This is a genomic window from Lactobacillus pasteurii DSM 23907 = CRBIP 24.76, assembly GCF_000297025.1.
Classification (GTDB): Bacteria; Bacillota; Bacilli; order Lactobacillales; family Lactobacillaceae; genus Lactobacillus; species Lactobacillus pasteurii.
Map to the genome: position 1 here is coordinate 142,482 of NZ_CAKD01000013.1, position 17,730 is coordinate 160,211.

At 35.8% G+C, this 17,730-nt stretch carries 13 protein-coding genes and 1 pseudogene; 7 read left to right on the forward strand and 7 right to left on the reverse strand.

The window, feature by feature from the left end; all coding sequences use genetic code 11:
* Positions 1–30: 30 nt before the first annotated feature.
* Together BN53_RS03305 and BN53_RS03310 are read right to left on the reverse strand one after the other, a co-directional pair.
* Positions 31–636 (reverse strand): response regulator transcription factor, encoded by a 606-nt coding sequence (locus tag BN53_RS03305; RefSeq protein WP_009559501.1) that lies wholly within the window; start codon positions 634–636, stop codon positions 31–33.
* Entirely contained in the window at positions 629–907 is a 279-nt protein-coding gene (locus BN53_RS03310) for a sensor histidine kinase (RefSeq protein WP_009559502.1), read from the reverse strand. Before BN53_RS03310 ends, BN53_RS03305 begins: the two co-directional genes overlap by 8 nt.
* A 25-nt stretch (positions 908–932) precedes the next feature.
* On the opposite strand from BN53_RS03310, the gene BN53_RS09890 reads away from it, so the two are divergent.
* Positions 933–1,406, forward strand: a complete 474-nt coding sequence (locus BN53_RS09890) for an ATP-binding protein (protein WP_009559503.1) — start codon at positions 933–935, stop codon at positions 1,404–1,406.
* Between the two features lie 321 nt (positions 1,407–1,727).
* Here the strand turns inward: BN53_RS09890 and BN53_RS03320 are convergent, their stop codons facing one another.
* A complete protein-coding gene (locus BN53_RS03320) occupies positions 1,728–2,786 on the reverse strand; it encodes an LLM class flavin-dependent oxidoreductase (protein ID WP_009559505.1) in 1,059 nt (352 codons plus the stop codon).
* Positions 2,787–2,966: 180 nt separating this feature from the next.
* Here BN53_RS03320 and BN53_RS03325 point away from each other — a divergent pair, with 180 nt between their 5' ends.
* The 3 genes from BN53_RS03325 (at position 2,967) to BN53_RS03335 (ending at position 7,527) form a co-directional block, all read left to right on the forward strand.
* Positions 2,967–4,883: a S9 family peptidase gene (locus BN53_RS03325; protein WP_009559506.1), complete on the forward strand. Its 1,917-nt coding sequence runs from the start codon at positions 2,967–2,969 to the stop codon at positions 4,881–4,883.
* Positions 4,884–5,000: 117 nt separating this feature from the next.
* Positions 5,001–6,413 carry an ATP-binding protein gene (locus BN53_RS03330; RefSeq protein WP_009559507.1) on the forward strand — a complete coding sequence of 471 codons (1,413 nt, stop codon included), beginning with the start codon at positions 5,001–5,003 and terminating at the stop codon, positions 6,411–6,413.
* Between the two features lie 598 nt (positions 6,414–7,011).
* On the forward strand, positions 7,012–7,527 hold the full coding sequence (locus BN53_RS03335; protein WP_009559509.1) for a hypothetical protein: 516 nt from the start codon (positions 7,012–7,014) through the stop codon (positions 7,525–7,527).
* A gap of 155 nt (positions 7,528–7,682) precedes the next feature.
* Here the strand turns inward: BN53_RS03335 and BN53_RS03340 are convergent, their stop codons facing one another.
* On the reverse strand, positions 7,683–8,327 hold the full coding sequence (locus BN53_RS03340; RefSeq protein ID WP_009559510.1) for a nitroreductase family protein: 645 nt from the start codon (positions 8,325–8,327) through the stop codon (positions 7,683–7,685).
* A 241-nt stretch (positions 8,328–8,568) separates the two neighbouring features.
* On the opposite strand from BN53_RS03340, the pseudogene BN53_RS03345 reads away from it, so the two are divergent.
* Positions 8,569–9,587, forward strand: a pseudogene (locus BN53_RS03345) (transposase); the annotation flags it as partial.
* Here the strand turns inward: BN53_RS03345 and BN53_RS03350 are convergent.
* On the reverse strand, positions 9,564–10,460 hold the full coding sequence (locus tag BN53_RS03350) for a metal ABC transporter solute-binding protein, Zn/Mn family (protein ID WP_009559513.1): 897 nt from the start codon (positions 10,458–10,460) through the stop codon (positions 9,564–9,566). The pseudogene BN53_RS03345 and the gene BN53_RS03350 sit on opposite strands and share 24 nt — an antisense overlap.
* Before the next feature lie 357 nt (positions 10,461–10,817).
* Positions 10,818–11,576, reverse strand: a complete 759-nt coding sequence (locus BN53_RS03355; protein ID WP_269082223.1) for a transposase — start codon at positions 11,574–11,576, stop codon at positions 10,818–10,820.
* Positions 11,577–11,615: 39 nt separating this feature from the next.
* Between BN53_RS03355 and BN53_RS09595 the strand changes: the two genes are divergently transcribed.
* On the forward strand, positions 11,616–11,804 hold the full coding sequence (locus tag BN53_RS09595) for an ATP-grasp domain-containing protein (protein ID WP_009559515.1): 189 nt from the start codon (positions 11,616–11,618) through the stop codon (positions 11,802–11,804).
* A gap of 91 nt (positions 11,805–11,895) precedes the next feature.
* A complete protein-coding gene (locus tag BN53_RS03360; RefSeq protein WP_009559516.1) occupies positions 11,896–12,804 on the forward strand; it encodes an alpha/beta hydrolase in 909 nt (302 codons plus the stop codon).
* Positions 12,805–12,865: 61 nt separating this feature from the next.
* On the opposite strand, the gene BN53_RS03365 is transcribed toward BN53_RS03360, so the two are convergent.
* A complete protein-coding gene (locus BN53_RS03365; RefSeq protein ID WP_009559517.1) occupies positions 12,866–17,344 on the reverse strand; it encodes a BspA family leucine-rich repeat surface protein in 4,479 nt (1,492 codons plus the stop codon).
* Positions 17,345–17,730 lie beyond the last annotated feature (386 nt).

The following is a 17,730-nucleotide window of genomic DNA, read 5'->3' on the forward strand; positions in this document are numbered from 1 at the left end:
AAAATGTAGTTCTTGGCTTTTTATGTGGGATTAAATCCAATGCTTCTTTTCGGCTAAATTAACAGCTTCTAGTCGTGAACTAGTGCCAGTCTTGCTAAGAATAGAAGAAATATAGTTTCGAACGGTTCCTTCTGATAAAAATAAGTTTTTAGCTAATTCCTTAGTAGTTGCAAACTGTTTTAGACCAGATAATACTTCAAGTTCTCGGTCAGTTAATGGGTTATCAACTGTATCTAACACACCGTTAACTAATTTAGGATCGAAAACGGTATTTCCTAATAGGATGGTCCTAATTGAATCTATTAAAGAATCACTTGGGCTATCTTTTAGCAAATAACCATCAACGTGGGCAGATAACGCCTCTTTAAAATATTTGCTCCGAGCGAAAGTGGTCAAAATAATAATTTTAGTATCGAGCTTTAATAGTCTTAATTGCTTAGCAACTTCAAGACCTGACATTTTTGGCATTTCAATGTCTAAGATAGTTACCGTAGGTTGTAATTCGATAATTTCTTCTAAGGCATCTTTTCCGTTATTTGCAGTTCCAACAACTTCAAAGTCGTCTTCTAAATCCAATAACATTGCTAGCGCGGAACCCAGCATTGTTTGATCTTCGGCCAAAAAAATTTTAATCATGAATTTTATCATCCCTTTCAGGCTTAGGAACCTTAATCGCAATAATTGCTCCATTATTTGATTTGAAATCAACCTGGCCGTTTAAATTAGTGATATTTTTCTTTATACCAGCAAGACCAAATTTTTCTCGCTTATCATCATCATTGTTTTGGAAACCAATCCCATTATCAGCTATCTTTACAAAATAATTTTCATGATCATCTGAAAAATTTATATCTAACCGAGTTGCCTTGCTTACTAATATTAGGTTGAATTTTTTAAATAGAAACACATTTTTATTTGAAGAACCAAGCCACTTGTTAAAGCAAGAGCTGAGAGATCTAGCAAATTATCGTTCGATTTTACAAGCAATTGCAATAGGCGCATCAAGACCTAATGATATTGCAATGCGCTCGCATATTGAAGCTAATACTCTATCAAACTATTTGAACAACTTGATAGACTTGGGCATTGTAGAAAAAATAATACCTGCGACAGAATATAATAAAGCAAATTCTCGAAAAGGTATTTATCGAATTCAAGATGGATTATTTAGATTTTGGTTTAAATTTGTTGGCCCGAATGTCAGTTTTATCGAACATGATGTAATTGATCCTTTGATTAAAAATATCGAAAATAATTTATCCGATTACATGGGGCAAGAGTTTGAAAAACTTGCTCATGAGTACATTTGGAATCATGTGCTTGATCAAAATGTGATCCCCGTTCCTTTCAAGGTGATAGGAAACTGGTGGGGTAGCAGTAAGCATTTGAAAAAACAATCGAACTAGATGTGATGGGGTATACCGATGACAAACTACTTGGATACTTTGGAGAATGTAAGTGGAGAAATGAACCAATTTCAAGCAAGATTTTACAAAAGCTTCTGGAAAATAGCAGTGAATTTCCATATCCTAAAAAAACTATATTTCTTATTTTCTAAATCAGGCTTCACGAGTGATTGCATTAATTTAGCTAAAACAGTAGGTTGTCAATTAATAGATTTTGAGCAAATGTAAGGTTTGCTATAATAAGCTGTTATATAAAGTTGAGCAAGGAAAAAAGTTCATTTGACCAATACTAGCTAGCAAGATCAAATGAACTTTTTACGTTTAGTTATTATTTTCTTTTGCTTCAAAATAGGCCTTAACCTTAGGCACTACTTCCTTACCATAGATTTCAATTGCTTGCATTACATCTTCGTGTGGCATTGAACCAATTGGCATGTGGAGGTAGAAGCGAGTTAAGCCTAGGCCTTCCATCATCTTGATGATCTTTTGAGCAACATGATCAGCATCCCCAACAAAGATTGCTCCATTATCACCAGTAGATTGAAGATATTGTTCAAAGGTCATACCAGTCCAGTGAGGACGTTCCTTGCTGATTTGGTCAACCAATGTCTTAGTAGGGTGGAAGTAATCCTTAATTGCTTGGTCGTTATCTTCTTCAAGCCAGCCCCATGAGTGGGCAGCAATTGGCATCTTGCTCAAATCATGTCCCATCTTTTGCGCAACCGCACGATAGAGATCAATCAATGGTTTAAAGTGCATTGGGTTACCACCAATGATAGCATAGGCAATTGGTAAACCCATTTGTGCAGTTCTGATAGTTGAATCAGGATTTCCGCCTGTTGCAACAACGATTGGCAAGCCATTTTTGGCACGTGGATAAATGCCCTTGTGGTCAACCTTAGGTGTGAATTTACCCTTTTCCCAGTCAAGAATTTCGTTATCGTTGATCTTCAAGAGCATCCGCAATTTTTCGATAAAAAGTTCATCATAGTTTTCTAAATCATAACCGAATAAATCAAAAGCCTCAGTAAATGATCCGCGTCCTGCCATAACTTCAACTCGGCCAGGAGCCACAGCGTCCATGCTTGCATATTGCTCATAAACTCGAATTGGGTCGATAGTTGGCATATTGGTAGTTGCACTTGATAGATGAATTTGCTTAGTTCTGGCAGCTGCAGCAGTTAAGACAATTTCAGGTGCTGAAACAGCAAAGTCCTTGCGGTGGTGTTCGCCAAGTGCAAAGGCGTCAATGCCTAGTTCATCTGCTAAGACAATTTCGTCTAATAAGTCGCGAATTCTTTGATCATGGCTAGGAGTTTCTCCAGTCTTTTCAATAGGAGTTGTTTCGCCGAATGATGAAATACCTAGTTCTACTTTCATGATAATATCCTCCGTTATATTTCTTGTTAAATCGCTTTACTTACTTTTAGTAAGTAAATAATAGCATGGAAAAATTTAAAATGCAACAGGTAACTTTTATAACAAAAAAATCGTCTGAGATAGACAATTTTTGGTAAAAATATTAAAATAAAACTAAAAATTGTTTATGGAGGTGCTTTTATGAAACCAATTACTCAAGCAGATTTATTACGTTTGCCAAGTTTAGGAAATATTAAAACTAGCACTGATAAAGTAGTCTTTGTTAAAGGATTAGCTAATGACAAGCAGACTGGCTATGACTTTACTTTGCAACTTTATCAAGCGGGGCAATTAAAACCTTTGACTAGCTTTGGTAAGGAGAGCAATTTTGCTTTTGCTAAAGACAGCAAGTCTGTTTACTTTACTGGCAATCGTAAAAATAAAGAAAAGAAGAGTTATCTTTATCAGTTGCCATTAGATGGTGGTGAAGCTAATGAAATTGCGGAATTTGATCAAGCAGGTTTTCAAATTGCAGAGGTTTTGGATGACTCGCGTTTGCTTTTAACTGTGCAAACTGATTTGAATACCGAGGCAAAAGAAGACGATCCTGATAGCAAGGATTATGAAGTTTTGGATGAGTTGCCATTTTACTTCAATGGTCGCGGAATCATCAACAAATTACGGACTCAGCTCTATCTTTATGATCTTAAGAGCAAGAAAAATAAGTTGCTGACGACTGATAAATATTTCAACTTATCTGATTGCTTCTGGCTTGATGGGCAATTATACATCACCGGAACTAGCTATCAAAATGAAGATGCGCACTTTGATGATGGACTTTATAAAGTTGATTTAGCAGATGGTAAATTAACTGAATTATTTGCTCCAGGACAAGGCGATATCAATGACTTGTTTGTACTTGATCATCACGTTTATGGCTTTGTTTCAATGCATGAACATTATGGTTTGAATGAGTACCCTCAATTTTACAAGTTAACTGATAAGGGCTTTGAAAAAGTATTGGCGTTTGATGGAGCTACAGGCAATCGCTGTGCAGTCGACCTAGCAACAGTCAGTGGCAATATGAGCGATACTTATCATGATAAATATTATTTCGTGCAAACTGTAGTTGATCACTGTGAAATTAAGGCTTTTGACGGTGAAAAGCTAGAAGATGTTTTGGCTTTTTCAGGCACAATTCAATCATTTAGAGTGACAGATCAAGGAATTTATTTTGTCGGAGCAGCTGCCGATGAAATTCAGGAACTTTACTTAAGCCGCGGAGAAGAAGTAACTAAGCTTTCCCACAATATGGACTTGCTTAAAGATTCATATGTAGCTAAGACTCAGCAAGTTGATTATCTTGACATTAATGGTAAGACGCAACATGGTTGGGTATTATTGCCAAAAGATTACCAAGAAGGTAAGAAATATCCAGCAATTTTGGATGTTCATGGTGGACCGCTTGCAACTTATCCAAGAGTTTTCTTCCATGAAATGCAATTATGGGCAAGTCGCGGCTACTTTGTTTTCTTCTGCAATATTCATGGCTCAGCAGGACAAGATAATGAATATGGCGACATTCGCGGCAAGTATGGAACGATTGATTATGATGATTTAATGGCGTTTACTGACAGCGTTTTGGCAGCTTATCCTGATATTGATCAAGCTCGCCTTGGCGTTACTGGCGGTTCTTACGGTGGATTTATGACCAACTGGGTAATTGGCCATACTGATCGCTTCAAGGCAGCCGCTTCGCAAAGGTCAATTGCTAACTGGCTAAGTTTTGAACATGTTTCAGATATTTCGCCATACTTTGTCAACGATCAAGTTGCTGGTTCGATTGATGATAATCCAGAAAAGCTTTGGGAACAGTCACCAATTAAATATGTTAAGAATGTTAAAACACCAACTTTGTTTATCAATTCTGATGAAGATTATCGTTGCCCAATTTCTGAAGGAACACAGATGTTCCATGCTTTGCTTTCACATGGCGTTGAAAGTAGAATGTGCGTCTTCCACGGCGAAAATCATGAATTGTCAAGAAAGGGTCAACCAAAGCATCGTATCCGCCGGTTGAATGAGATTACCGACTGGTTTGATAAGCATTTGAAGTAAAAAGAGAAGCGAATCGTAACAACGGTTCGCTTTTTTGATTATGTATAATTTGATCAGTTTTATAATTACGATTATAATAATTATGATTAGAATAATCGTAATTATAAAGGTGAGATCATGGAAAAATTTGTTGCACGAAATAATGAACTACAATCTTTAGAAGATATGTATCAAAGCGATCGCTTTGAAATGCTGGTCATCTACGGCAGGCGTAGAGTGGGTAAAACTTCATTGATAAAACAATTTATCAAAAATAAACCAGCTATTTATTTTCAAGGAATTGAAGCAACTAAAGAATTAAACTTGGGATATTTATCAGATGCGATTATGGATTTTGAAAATCCGAACAGAATCAATCGAAAATTTAATTTTGCGGATTTTAGGGATGCATTTGAACATGTACAAGATATTGCAAATCAACAAAATGAAAAATTAGTTTTTGTATTAGATGAATTTCCGTATCTAGCTGATAGTGCTCCAGAAGTTTCCTCACTACTTCAATTTGCAATTGACCATATATATAAGAATTTTAACAACATCATGCTCGTCCTCTGTGGCTCGTCGATGTCATTTATGATGCATCAAGTTTTAGGAAATAAGAGTCCTTTGTATGGACGAAAGACTGGACAGTTGAAGCTTAGACCTTTTGATATTTTTGATATGAAACAGTCTTTACCTAAAGTTAGCAACGATGATTTGTTAGCATATTATGGTATAACTGGTGGCGTGCCGCAGTATATAAATTTTATAAATCAGGATCTGACAGTGGCAGATAATATTAAGAATCTTTTCTTAAAGCAGACTGCACCATTACAAGATGAAGTAAATGTGTTGTTGCAAGAAGAGCTGAGAAAGCCGGCTACATACTATTCGATTTTAGTTGCTATTGCTCAAGGAAAAACCAAGACTAATGATATATATCAAATGATTGGATTAAAATCGGCTACACAGATAAGTCCATATTTAAGTCGACTAGTGGAATTGGAAATTATCGAGAGAAAGGAACCGATTTTAAATCAAAATAAGAAAAAAGCAGTATATGTCATAAAGGACAGTATGTTCAAGTTTTGGTTTAAATTTATTTCTGGAGTGCAAGATCAGATTGCTTTAGGGAGGGTTGACGCCGTTTTAGCAAGAATAATGGATGAACTTCCAAGATTTTTGGGTCCTGTATTTGAACAAGCGTGTGCAGATTGGCTGTGGAAGCAGGAACAATTACCAATTATACCTAGACAAATCAGTAGTTGGTGGGGATTTAATCCAATCCTTAAATGCCAAGAAGAAGTTGATCTTGTTGTTGTAAATTTGGATAATAGCCAAGCCATAGTTGGGGAGTGCAAGTGGCGAGGTAGCGGAAAGTTAACTTCAGAAATGTTAACAACTTTGCAGAAGAGAGCAACACTTTTTTCTGAATTGAATAACTTAGAACAAACATTTTTGTACTTTTTTGCAAAAAACGCAGATCAAGATTTTGTAGAAAAAGCTAAACAATCAAATATTGTTGTGATTAATTATCAAAATTTCTTTTAAAAAAGTGAACAGTGGAACCTGCTATTTTCTAAATGATAATATACCAAAAATACCTTGCCCGAATTGGACAAGGTATTAAAGTTTAGAGATCTAATTCTCGCTGTGCAATTCTGTTGCTTGCTTTAAAATGAAATTTTTAGCACCAGAACGATTTCTAATGTAAGCTTTTCTTTCTTTATTTATTTGCTTCATCCCATTTTACTTCGATTGTTGTATGTTTACCTAATTGATATTTATTTTTCTTAATTGCCTCCATTTGGTTAACCCCCCGTATGATAAGAGTATAGCGAACAGAAATTTGATTTTGTCTGCTAGTACACTTTTACCAAGTGAATTTTATTTCAAAGCTTACAATTTAGTCAAGTTAGTAATAACAATCAGATATAAAAAACAACCACTATAAACTTTGACGGGTTTAGTGGTTGTTTGAAATCATTAAAATAAAGGTCACCGCATTTGCGGATCTGCTAGGGGAGATGTTTGCCGACATCTCCCTTTTTTTCCATAGTTATTGTAACAAATATAAAGTTAGTGGACTAGCATAGGAATGCAGAAAGGACTATCATTGTAAGGGAAAATTTTCAGTGGGAGAAGAAAGATGAAGAAAAAGATAATGTGGGTATTGGCTGCCTTTTTGGTAGTAGTTGGTTTTGCAGGGATGCATTCACAGAAAGTAGCTGCTGCACCGTGGGGTGCCAAGAAGTTGTATACGACACCTGCAGTTGCTCGGGGGACTTGGTATTATAAAGAAGAGGGTAAGATTAAAAGCCTGAAGATTACCAAGCATACATTTAATGGACGCAAGATGTATTATGAATTGTCATCAAAGGATCATGAAAAATATTATGATAAATGGTCTAGTCTTCCAGATAAGAAACAAGATAAAGTCTATAAATATTTGGAACACACTATGATGGAAGTTATACCATTTAAATGGAAAGGCATAAAATCTTTTAACTTGCATACATGGTTACTTGGTAATGGTGCAGGCGAGCAAGTTACTCCCACTACTAGAACACTCCATGGTAAAAAAGTGCCAGCTCTAAGAGTTGGTGGAGGAGCAGGCAATTGGTTGGTTTTCTACGCATACAAATCACCAGATCTAGCAAAATAATTAACCTTCATGAACTTTCACAATAAAAGTGAAAGTTCGTAAAAGTTAGTGAAAGTTCATAAAAGTTTGTGCGAGTTTGTAAAAGTTAAAAAACAAAAAAGTGTTGATAGTCAAAATGTTGACATATCAGCACTTTTTGCATCTAAAAATCATCTTTACATGTAGTCTACCAATTCGGATAGTGGATAGCGAGTGGTAGTAATTTCGTCCTCTGCTTCTGGGTCGTGCTTACCAATAGCGATAGCCATTACAGGAACATATTGCTCAGGGTCAATTCCAACAGTTGCTGCGAGCTTATCAGAAGCATAGCCAGCCATGGCGTTAGTGTCATAGCCGTGTTCTCTAGCAGCGAGCATGAATTGCATAGCAGCCATGGATGTGTCGATCATTGAATCGGCTACTAGCATTGTACGATCAGCTTTTTGATAAAGTGGCATGAAGGTGTTCAAGGCGGCTTCCATTGCTTCTTTGGTTACTTTCTTATCTTCATACATCTTGTGCCATAATTGACTATACTTCTTGTAGGCAAGGGTGTTGCCAAAGAAAATTACTACAGCAGAGCTGTCTTCAACTTGAGGATAGTTGAATTTCATAAATACGGATTTTAGTTTTTCACGGCCTTCAGGGGTGTTGACTACCACAAATTTCCAAGCTTGTAGGTTGCAAGCAGAAGGTGCAGTGATAGTTTCTTCAAGAATTTCGTTCAATTCTTCACTTGAAATTTTTACATTCTTATCAAAGCGTCTAACCGAGTGACGGTTAAGCATAATCTCTCTAAAGTCATTATTTAATTCAGCCATATTAAAGCTCCTTCACGATCATTTTGTGATAAATTTTACAATATATATTATAGCGCTTGCAAAAAATGCTGTGTTCTTATTTTTGATCTATTGTGTTAAGTATCTGCTTTACAATGGTTAATAAAAAAACGATCGTTTGCTCGCAATGTCATTAAGTTAAGGCATTGACAAAGTGGATCTTCGCTTTTCAAGGCATTTATCGAATTTTTTTGTTCAGCAAGTGTCTTTTTTGCTAGCATAAGAAACAGAAGCTGAAATTGAAAAGCTGACTGAAGAGATCGCCTAGAAAAGCAAGAAGGTGCGGTCTTAAGAAGCTGCTTCATAAACTCAGAAAAGACTATGTTCCTAGAATGAAGAAATACGAAGAGGCAAAAGAGATCTTTGCTGGGCGCAATAGCTATTCCAAGACCGACCACGATGCGACGTTCATGCATATGAAGGAGGACCGCATGAAAAATGGTCAACTTAAGCCAGGCTACAATATCCAGGCAGCTACTACTAATCAATATGTAGTTGATTTTGCTTTGTATCCTAACCCGACTGACTTTAAGACTCTAGAGCCTTTTTTAGAACAAATGACGACGCTGGACAAGTTTGACAAAATAGTCGCCGATGCTGGCTACGGCAGCGAATATAACTACTCAATGTTAGAAGAAGAGTATTCAGACAAGCAGTACTATATCCCTTATACCATGTACGAAAAGGAACAAACCAGAAAGTACAAAAACGATCCAACTAAGCTAGCCAACTGGTTCTATGATGAACAAGGCGATTACTACCTCGATCAAAACGGCGTTAGATTCAGCTTTAAACATTATAGTCGGCGTAAAGATAAAACGACTGGTCAGGTTCGCTATAATCCTAACTGGCAATACTTAAAAGAAAAAGCCAAAGCAGTTCTCCAAAGTCCTGAAGGCAGATACATCTACAGTATGAGAAAGTATGATGTGGAGCCGATTTTTGGACATTTGAAGAACGTTTTTGGCATGCGTCGAACTCATTTAAGAGGCAAAAAGAAGGTTGAAACCGATATCGGAATAGCCTTCATGATGATGAATTTAAGCAAATATTGGAACAGAAGATGGCCAAAGGACCAATCTTCTTTATGCGAAAATAAAAATAACAAAGAAAAAGACGGTCAAGCAGCTCAAATTAAGAGTTGGATTGATCGTCTTTTGGTATCTGAAAGTTAGTTTTTTCCCAGACACTACTTTAGATTGTTTAACAAAGAGTTTATTATTTCTTAGATACATCTACTAAATTTGTGTAGTTATTCTGCATCCATTTCAAGTATGTAGTGTTGTTTGGAATTGTTTCCCTAACATCAAGAACAGGAATATTATTCTCCTTAGCTAACTTTACAAAGGTATTAATTGTAGAACTAGATTCTTGGACATTATTTACAAAAAATGCAATTTTTCTAGCTTTAATATCGTTGATCATTGTGTTAACAATTTTTGGAGATGGATCGGTTTCTCTTTCAACTGCCTCTTCAAAATCCTTATTACCAATTTTAATATTAGCTTGTTCTAAAGCATAGTCAAATACAGGTTCACTTACAAATACGGGTTTAGTACTTGTATTAGCTACTTTATCAGCTATTTTCTTAATATTGTCAACTTTCTTTAGATATTTTTCAGCATTGGTTTTGAAGTAGCTCTTATGGGTAGGTTGTAATTTTGAAAATTTTGAAACTAAATAATTTACATATTTTTTAGGCATTGATAGATTGTACCAAATATGTGGATTATCACCATTTTTTAAATTCATTAGATCATTTCCTACCAAAACTTCTTTTTTATTGACTGATTTGGCAAGTTTACTCATCCAAGAATCATAGCCTAATCCGTTAGCAACAACTATATCAGCTGATCCAACAATTTTAGCATCACTAGTTTTTGGATCGAAATCATGTGGGTCAATTGATGAATCACTAATTATAGCTTTAGATACACCGTACTTTCCTACTATGTTTTTTGCAATATCAGAATATACATTGGTTGTAGTAACAACAGTAATTTTCTTATCATTTGAAGAATTTTGGGCGCTATCATTGGATGACTTCGAGCAACCAACCAATCCTACCAACGCTAAAACCGTCATACCAAGCATTAAAAATGTTTTCTTTTTCATAAAAATACTCCTATCTAATTTATAATCACTATAATTTAGAAAAAAACGCTACTTTTCTAAATAAGAGTAAGAACAGCTTATAATTACAAAAGATTTTTGTCAAGCTTTTTATATTAACTAATTTTTTTGCTTATTAATAAAAAATTGTTGACTTATATTTAAAAGTATGTAAGACTTACTTCTTAAGCTAATTTATAAAAACTCCTGTTTTTTATAAATTATAGTGATTATAAATTAGTAAGCTATTTTAGTATTCACGATAATAAGATTTTTAGCTAGCATTTTAATAAATGATCGAAACTGTCAAATCTTTTGTGTAAATAGATTTTTCTCGTAAATTGATTTTTAATTGTTTATTTAATCAAAATAGGATTCTAAGGTATCCTGTACCTGACCCAAGCCTTTATGGATTCGATTAAAATAGCGGCTATTGCAACTCATTGCCTGGATCCCAATAAATGTGTCGAGTGACTGTTCTGTTGGAAACTCTGCTTTAGGCTTAGCTTTGCGCTTGATAATGTTGTTAAACGATTCAATCATGTTTGTCGAATAAATTGATGCCCTGATCTGCTTGGGGTAATTATAAAAGACCAGCAGATCCGATTCGATGGCTTTTAATTCTTGAATAACACGACTATATGCTTTATTCCATTTGCCATAGAATTCATGCAAGGCGGCTGTGACGCCTTCTTTGTTGGCCTGTTGATGAATCCGCTTGAATTCATCCATGATCGCTTCACGATCGTCGACGCGAACTTTAGTGCAAATATTGCGCATAACATGAACCATGCGGCGTTGGAAGTGGGTCTCGGGATACGTTCTAGCCAAAGCTGCTTTCATGCCAACAACGCCGTCCGAAAGAAAGAGATCAACCTGGTTAGACGGCTTCCCGTTCAAACGTTTCTCGACGTAGCGGAAGATAGGTCGCATCCAGGTGGACAAAAACCTATCGCTCAGCTTGCGCCTGTGATAGGCCTCAACCTTGGGGATCATTTGCTTGGAAATATTCGATATCTGAGCCGGGCTGTAGTGACAGCCGTACATCTTCTCAATCAGATCAGCGATTTCCCTGGTAGTGACGCCTTTAGAATAAAGCTTGATAATCATGCTTTCCAAGACCTCTGCGTGCTGCTTGTAGTCAGGTAGCGTGTCCTGATGAAACCGTCCAAGAGTCTGGTAGGTTCGATTAAAAGCAATTTTGTTACAATTGATCTGGCTAGAAAAGTTGATGGTTCGCTGATTATTACGGAAATGGGCGATGGGCAGGTTTCTGGATTGCAAGAACTGTCTGCCAAGGATTTTTACGACGCAATAGCTAGAATTGAAGGCAATATTGGTCAATAAACAAATCAAATATGTCAATATAAGGTAAGCGCTGCCATTGGTGATAGACTATAATTAACTTGTGTTATAAGACAAGAAATGAGGTCTAAAAATGCGTTATACAGATAAACAAATAGAGCAAATTAGTGAATTCAGAAAAACTTGGAAAAAGGGTGATGATGCCAGGGATGCGGAATTGCCAGTAGAAATTCCAGAAGTTAAGCGAATCAATAATATTTCTTATGGTCCTTATGGCGTATATAACTTGCTGGATCTTAATTTACCAAAGGAACATGGGGATAAGATTCCTGTAATTGTAAATATTCATGGCGGTGGTTTTTTCTATGGAACTAAAGAAACTTACCAGTTCTATTGTTTATTTTTAGCTAAGCAAGGTTTTGCAGTGCTTAATTTTAACTACCGTCTTGCACCAGATTATCAGTTCCCAGCTAATATCGAAGATTTGGATAAAGTACTAACTTGGCTTGAAGAGAATGCTGAAGAATACCAGTTGGATTTGAGCAACGTCTTTTTAGTTGGAGATTCTGCAGGTGGTCAAATGGTTACCCAATACAGCACGATTTATACTAATGATAACTATCGTCGGTTATTCGGTTTAAGAAAACCAAACATGACTATCCGTGCAGCTGCAACAAATTGTGGTGGTTTCATCACTAGTTACTATAAAGATAATCGTTCTGCTGGGGACTTACTATATATCGCTGGTTTATATTTTGCAACACATCAAGATGAAGCAACGGTGGATTTGAGCAAGGTTGAAAATTATATCACTGACAAAATTTTGCCTCTGTATGTTATGACTGCTAACCATGATATGGTTAGACAGCAAAGTGTTGAGTTGGATAAGTTTTTATCCGAAAAAGGTATTGATCATGAATTTCATGATTATGGAAGTGAAACAGAACCAAGAGAACATGTATTCCATATCAATCAGAAAGATTCTTTAGCAGAAAAATGTAATTTAGATGAGTTGAGATTCTTCAAACAATTTATTAAGTAGCAAAAAAGACCACGTCAGTGGTCTTTTTCTGTGATTGTTATAATGTCTTTAATCTAAATGTTTAGCCATTGTCCCTCTTCTTGAAAAGTGCAGTTAATCCTAATACTGATAAGGACAAGCCGAGTAAGAGGGAAAGCAAGCGAGACTTTTCGCCAGTTTGTGGCAAGGTAGCCTGTGAAGCAGTTGAACTATCAGGGTTTGCCGAAGTTGATACGATGGTTAATTTCGCCTTAGTTGTTTTGCCATTAGATGATTTATGATCAAGATCTTTTACTTCTAAGTGTTCTTTGGAAGTAGTTGTTTCTTCTTCGGTCTTAGAATTGTCAGTGTCTGTGATTTTGATATCTTCGGTAGTTACAACTTCAGATTCTGTCGGTTCCTCAGGTGTAATTGTTGGATCAGGAGTTGGTATTTCTGGAGTAGGGGTTACTGGGGTTGCTACTTTTTCTACGTAAATCTTGATCGGTTCATCCTTTGGACCGATTGTGATTTCAGTAGGGATGGTTTGTCCATCAACAAGCTTATAACCACTTGGTACTTGCAGATCTGTCTTGATGGTTTCATTCGTTTTTCCATTAACTGTGCTTCTTGAGAGTTCAGTTTCACTAGCCTTTTCGATGAAAATAATTGTCTGTTTGCCATCGCTAGCAGTATAAGTCACTGTAACTTCTGAGTCTTCGCTTTCAGGTGTAACGATTAATACTCCAACAGAAGTGCTTGCAGTGTAACCAGGAATAATTGGTGTGATTACTGCAGCCAAAGTAGATTCAGCCTTGTCCCAATCAGAGTATCTGACAACTTCTCCAGTAACTTGATCGATAAAGGCGGACCGCTTGAATTCAGCAGTCTGTTTTTGACTGCTAGTCTGGTTGGTATGTGGATCAACAATGTTGATAGTTCTAGTTACTAATTTAGTAAGATCATCACGATTTTCAGAAATTTCTTTAATATCGTGTTCGATCAAGATTCTAATTGGTTTAGCTTTTTGAATAATTAAAACTTCTGTAGGAATAATCTGTCCATCAACTAACTTCCAGCCATCTGGAACTGGCATTTTTGGAGTAGCGATAGTTTTGGAAACTTGCCCAGTAACTGAGTAAGTAGGACCAACGATTTCGTTTGTATCTTTATCAACGAATTCAATAACTTGAGTATCTTCTAGAATTTCGTAGAAAATATCAACATTAAATGAACTTGTTGTAGGAGCAACCCTATCTACTGCATTAAGAGCATCACTATTTGGACTTACAGTGTAATTGTATCCAGCGTAATTAGTAGGTGTGAAGGCTGTAAATCCTTGTGCAGAACCAGGTGCTAATTCAAAGCCATTATCGGTTAATTCCATTGTAACTAGGTCTAATGTGTAGGTCTTCTTGAATGAAACTGTTTCTTCAATTGTTCTGGTGTTATCAAGCGAGCGACGAACTCGAGTAGAGCTATTTGGTTCATTATGAATCGTAATAGTTCTAGTTACATTATAGGTAAGATCATCGTTGGTGATGGTCTTTTCGTAAATGACATTGCCCTTGTTTGGAATTAAATCACCAGCGTTTACTGGTTGATCAATTAGAACAGTATCATGGACTAAACCAATAATAATTGGAGCAGCATCTTTTGTGAAAGTGATAGAAGTAGGGATGGTTTGTCCATCAGCAAGCTTCCAGCGTTCAGGAACAGACAAGGAGAAATCTTTACTCTCGCCAATCTTACCTTGATATGAACTAGATGAAATGATTTCTGAAGGGTTGTTTTGGTTTACAAAGCGAACTTCTTGAGAAGCAGTAGCAGCACGAACCACAACCTTGTAGATGCCGTTTACTTCATCAGCTAAGTCAGCAGGGGATGAGGTTAGAGTAATAGTAACCTCGTTCTTGCCGCCATCTTCAAGTTGAGCTTTAAGGTTGTTAATCTTGTCGTTGATTTGGCTATGGAGATCATCAACAGATTTGAAGATAATAGATGAAAATTTGTCTGTTTTAGTTGACGTGGTGCCGTTAATCTGGTTATCGATTTTAAATGTTAGTTTGTTGGTTCTATTCCACTCTTCTTCGTTGGTGATTGGGGTGGTATTGTTTGTAATGATTACAAGTGGGGCATTTCTATCATAACCTGGAATTAATGGGCCTTGGTAGTTGTCAGCGTAGATGACTTTAACTGAGCTTCCTTCGAAAGTTTCGCCCCAAGGTTTCTCAGAATTATATACTAAATTGTTAAAGTTTAAATTACTGAGGTTGATAGTTTCAAGTGTTTTTGTGTCTCTAAAAAATTGCCAAGCCAATTCAACGTTTTGAGTATTCCAAGTACTTAAATCGAGATTTTTAATGCCGGAGCCGGAGAAAACAAAGTGCATGTTTTTAACATTAGATACATCCCATTTAGAAACATTAATGCTTTCTAAGTTTATTGTATTTAAAAACATACCATAAATTTCAATTGCTTTACTCATGTCCCAATTATCAATATCTAATTTGGATAACTTTTTAGCGGAACTGAACATATATCTAAAGTTAGTTCCGCTAGAAGTATCCCATTTACTTACATCAAGATTATCTAGATTTGTCATCCCAGAAAACATACTTTCAAATTTTTTGACATTAGAAGTATCCCATTTGCTTATATCAAGAAATGAAATTTTATTACTATATTCAAACATTCCGTACATATTGATAACATTGGAAGTATTCCATTTGCTTATGTCAAGATGTTCAAGATCGGTTCTTGCAAATGTACGTACCATCGAGTTTACCTTGGAAGTGTCCCAGTTAGATATATCCAATCTTGAAAATTTAAGTCCAGAGAACGTGGCATTCATATTTGTAACATTAGAAGTATTCCACTTACTTACGTCCAAATCCTTTAATGATCTGGAATTAGCGAATGTATTAGATAGATTTATAACATTAGAGGTATTCCATTTGCTTACGTCCAACTTTTGAAGTTTTTGAGTGTTATCAAAAGCATATTGCATATCTTTAATATTGTGAGTATCCCATCTAGAAACGTCTAAATTTTCTAAACTGGTAGCATTCTCAAACATATTTGCTATTGTTGTTAAATTTGAAGTATCCCACTTGGAAACATCTAATTTTGTTAAACTTCTCATGTCACTAAACATAGCAGTTGCATTGATTAAATTCGAAGTATCCCATCTAGAAACACCCAAAAAGGAAAATGATGTACCTGAAAACATATAATTTGCATATTTCAAGTTAGAAGTATCCCAGTTACTTACATCTAGCTCTTCTAAACCTGAGTCTTTAAAAGCGTATGATGCAGTTATTATTTTAGACGTATCCCAGGCGGCTAGATTTATTTCTTTTAAATTGGACGTATTAACTAAAAATCTTTCTATGTTTGTTATTTTTGAAGTGTTCCATTTATCAATCTTTAACGAAGCAAGAGTACGAATTCCTATGAATGCACTATCAAGATTTATTAGACTTTGAGTATCCCAACTATTCAAATCTAAATTTGTCAAGGAAGTATTACCAAATGCATGGGATAAGCTTTTAACATTAGATACATTCCAGTCTTCAATATTCAAAGAGTGAAGAGAATATAATTTATAGAATATACCTTCCATATTAGTTATTTTATAAGTATCTAGATGATTAGCATCTATAGCTATTAGATTAGGATTGTAATAGGGATTAAATCTTTGGTATTCGTTTTGGACAGAAAAAGTCCGGCTCCAGTTTTCATTGCTGGCTATCAACTTGCTTCCACCGTTATGTGAAATTGTAATAGATGATTTTTGATCTGGATCAGGCAACTTAGATACATCAGTAATATCTAGCACAATCTTATGCATATCGCCGGAACTAATTGTAGCGACACCATCTTCTCCGATGATCCCTTTTTGTTGGAAGTCCCAAGTGTTTGGCAATAACACATCGTAGCCACCTTTTTCTAGATCCCAACCCGTGATTTTGACATCTTTGTCATAAGTTTCATATAATATCGCATCCCAGTTAATCTGATCAACTACTTGATTGGCCTCACTTGCTGCAGCACGTTTTGTTCTAACTTTGCCAGTTTTGTCAGCATCACTTTCTACTTTTTCAGTAGTCTTCTCTTCAACGGATTCTTCTTTAGATGGCTCAGTCTTCTCCACCGTTGCAAGTTCACTAGAAGCTTTTTCGATTGCATTGCCAGTGTTTACAGTTGAATTAGGCTCTACCACGCTATTATTACTAGTTTCGGTATCCTTTTCAGCATTCTCATCGTTGTCTACTTCAGAAACTGACTCTTCTGCCACTGATTCTTCAACTACAGGTGGAGCTTCTTCCTTGGTTCCATCGAATTCAGTTACCTCAGTAGTTGAAGGGGTAGAAGTTTCTTCAGTAGTAGTCGTGGTTTCTACTGACAAAGGCTTATCAGTGGAGGTTTTGATCACTAAACCTGGTTTGTCTTGATCAGAATCGACAACAGCAGCATGAGCATGCCGAGAAACAGCAATAACGACCGTTCCGAAAAATACGGAGACAAGTCCAATAGTTAATTTCCGCAATGTGTACTTTGGTCTAGTTGAAAATCTCATTTTTATCCCTCCTATATCGAACATAAATCTATAGGGTATAAATCTTCTCTATACTTATATTATAATAGATCATATGACATTGATGAAAGCGATAACACCTGACTGAATAAGAATAATTTGGTCTATTTTTGGTACACAAATACTTAATTATTATATCTATATAGACACTACTTATTGTAATTATAGCTACAAATCTGAATTTTCTCGCCATCAAAAACATAAAAAGGAGTATCATAACAGTAAATCCAGTAAAGAAATATTTAGCTGCCGACGAGCTTTTTAGTAATTATAAAAGTTTGTCGACTTAATACTTATACTTGATTTGCATAGCTAGGAATTGAAAATAGATATTTTTATCAAGCAGAAAAAAGCGCTAGAGTAAAGCT

Excerpts from the sequence above, each read along its gene's own strand:
- BN53_RS03305 (WP_009559501.1), bottom strand. The coding sequence starts at position 636 with ATGATTAAAATTTTTTTGGCCGAAGATCAAACAATGCTGGGTTCCGCG.
- BN53_RS03325 (WP_009559506.1), top strand. The coding sequence starts at position 2,967 with ATGAAACCAATTACTCAAGCAGATTTATTACGTTTGCCAAGTTTAGGA.
- BN53_RS03330 (WP_009559507.1), top strand. The coding sequence starts at position 5,001 with ATGGAAAAATTTGTTGCACGAAATAATGAACTACAATCTTTAGAAGAT.
- BN53_RS03360 (WP_009559516.1), top strand. The coding sequence starts at position 11,896 with ATGCGTTATACAGATAAACAAATAGAGCAAATTAGTGAATTCAGAAAA.
- BN53_RS03335 (WP_009559509.1), top strand. The coding sequence starts at position 7,012 with ATGAAGAAAAAGATAATGTGGGTATTGGCTGCCTTTTTGGTAGTAGTT.
- BN53_RS03320 (WP_009559505.1), bottom strand. The coding sequence starts at position 2,786 with ATGAAAGTAGAACTAGGTATTTCATCATTCGGCGAAACAACTCCTATT.
- BN53_RS09595 (WP_009559515.1), top strand. The coding sequence starts at position 11,616 with ATGAAACCGTCCAAGAGTCTGGTAGGTTCGATTAAAAGCAATTTTGTT.
- BN53_RS03340 (WP_009559510.1), bottom strand. The coding sequence starts at position 8,327 with ATGGCTGAATTAAATAATGACTTTAGAGAGATTATGCTTAACCGTCAC.
- BN53_RS03350 (WP_009559513.1), bottom strand. The coding sequence starts at position 10,460 with ATGAAAAAGAAAACATTTTTAATGCTTGGTATGACGGTTTTAGCGTTG.
- BN53_RS03365 (WP_009559517.1), bottom strand. The coding sequence starts at position 17,344 with ATGAGATTTTCAACTAGACCAAAGTACACATTGCGGAAATTAACTATT.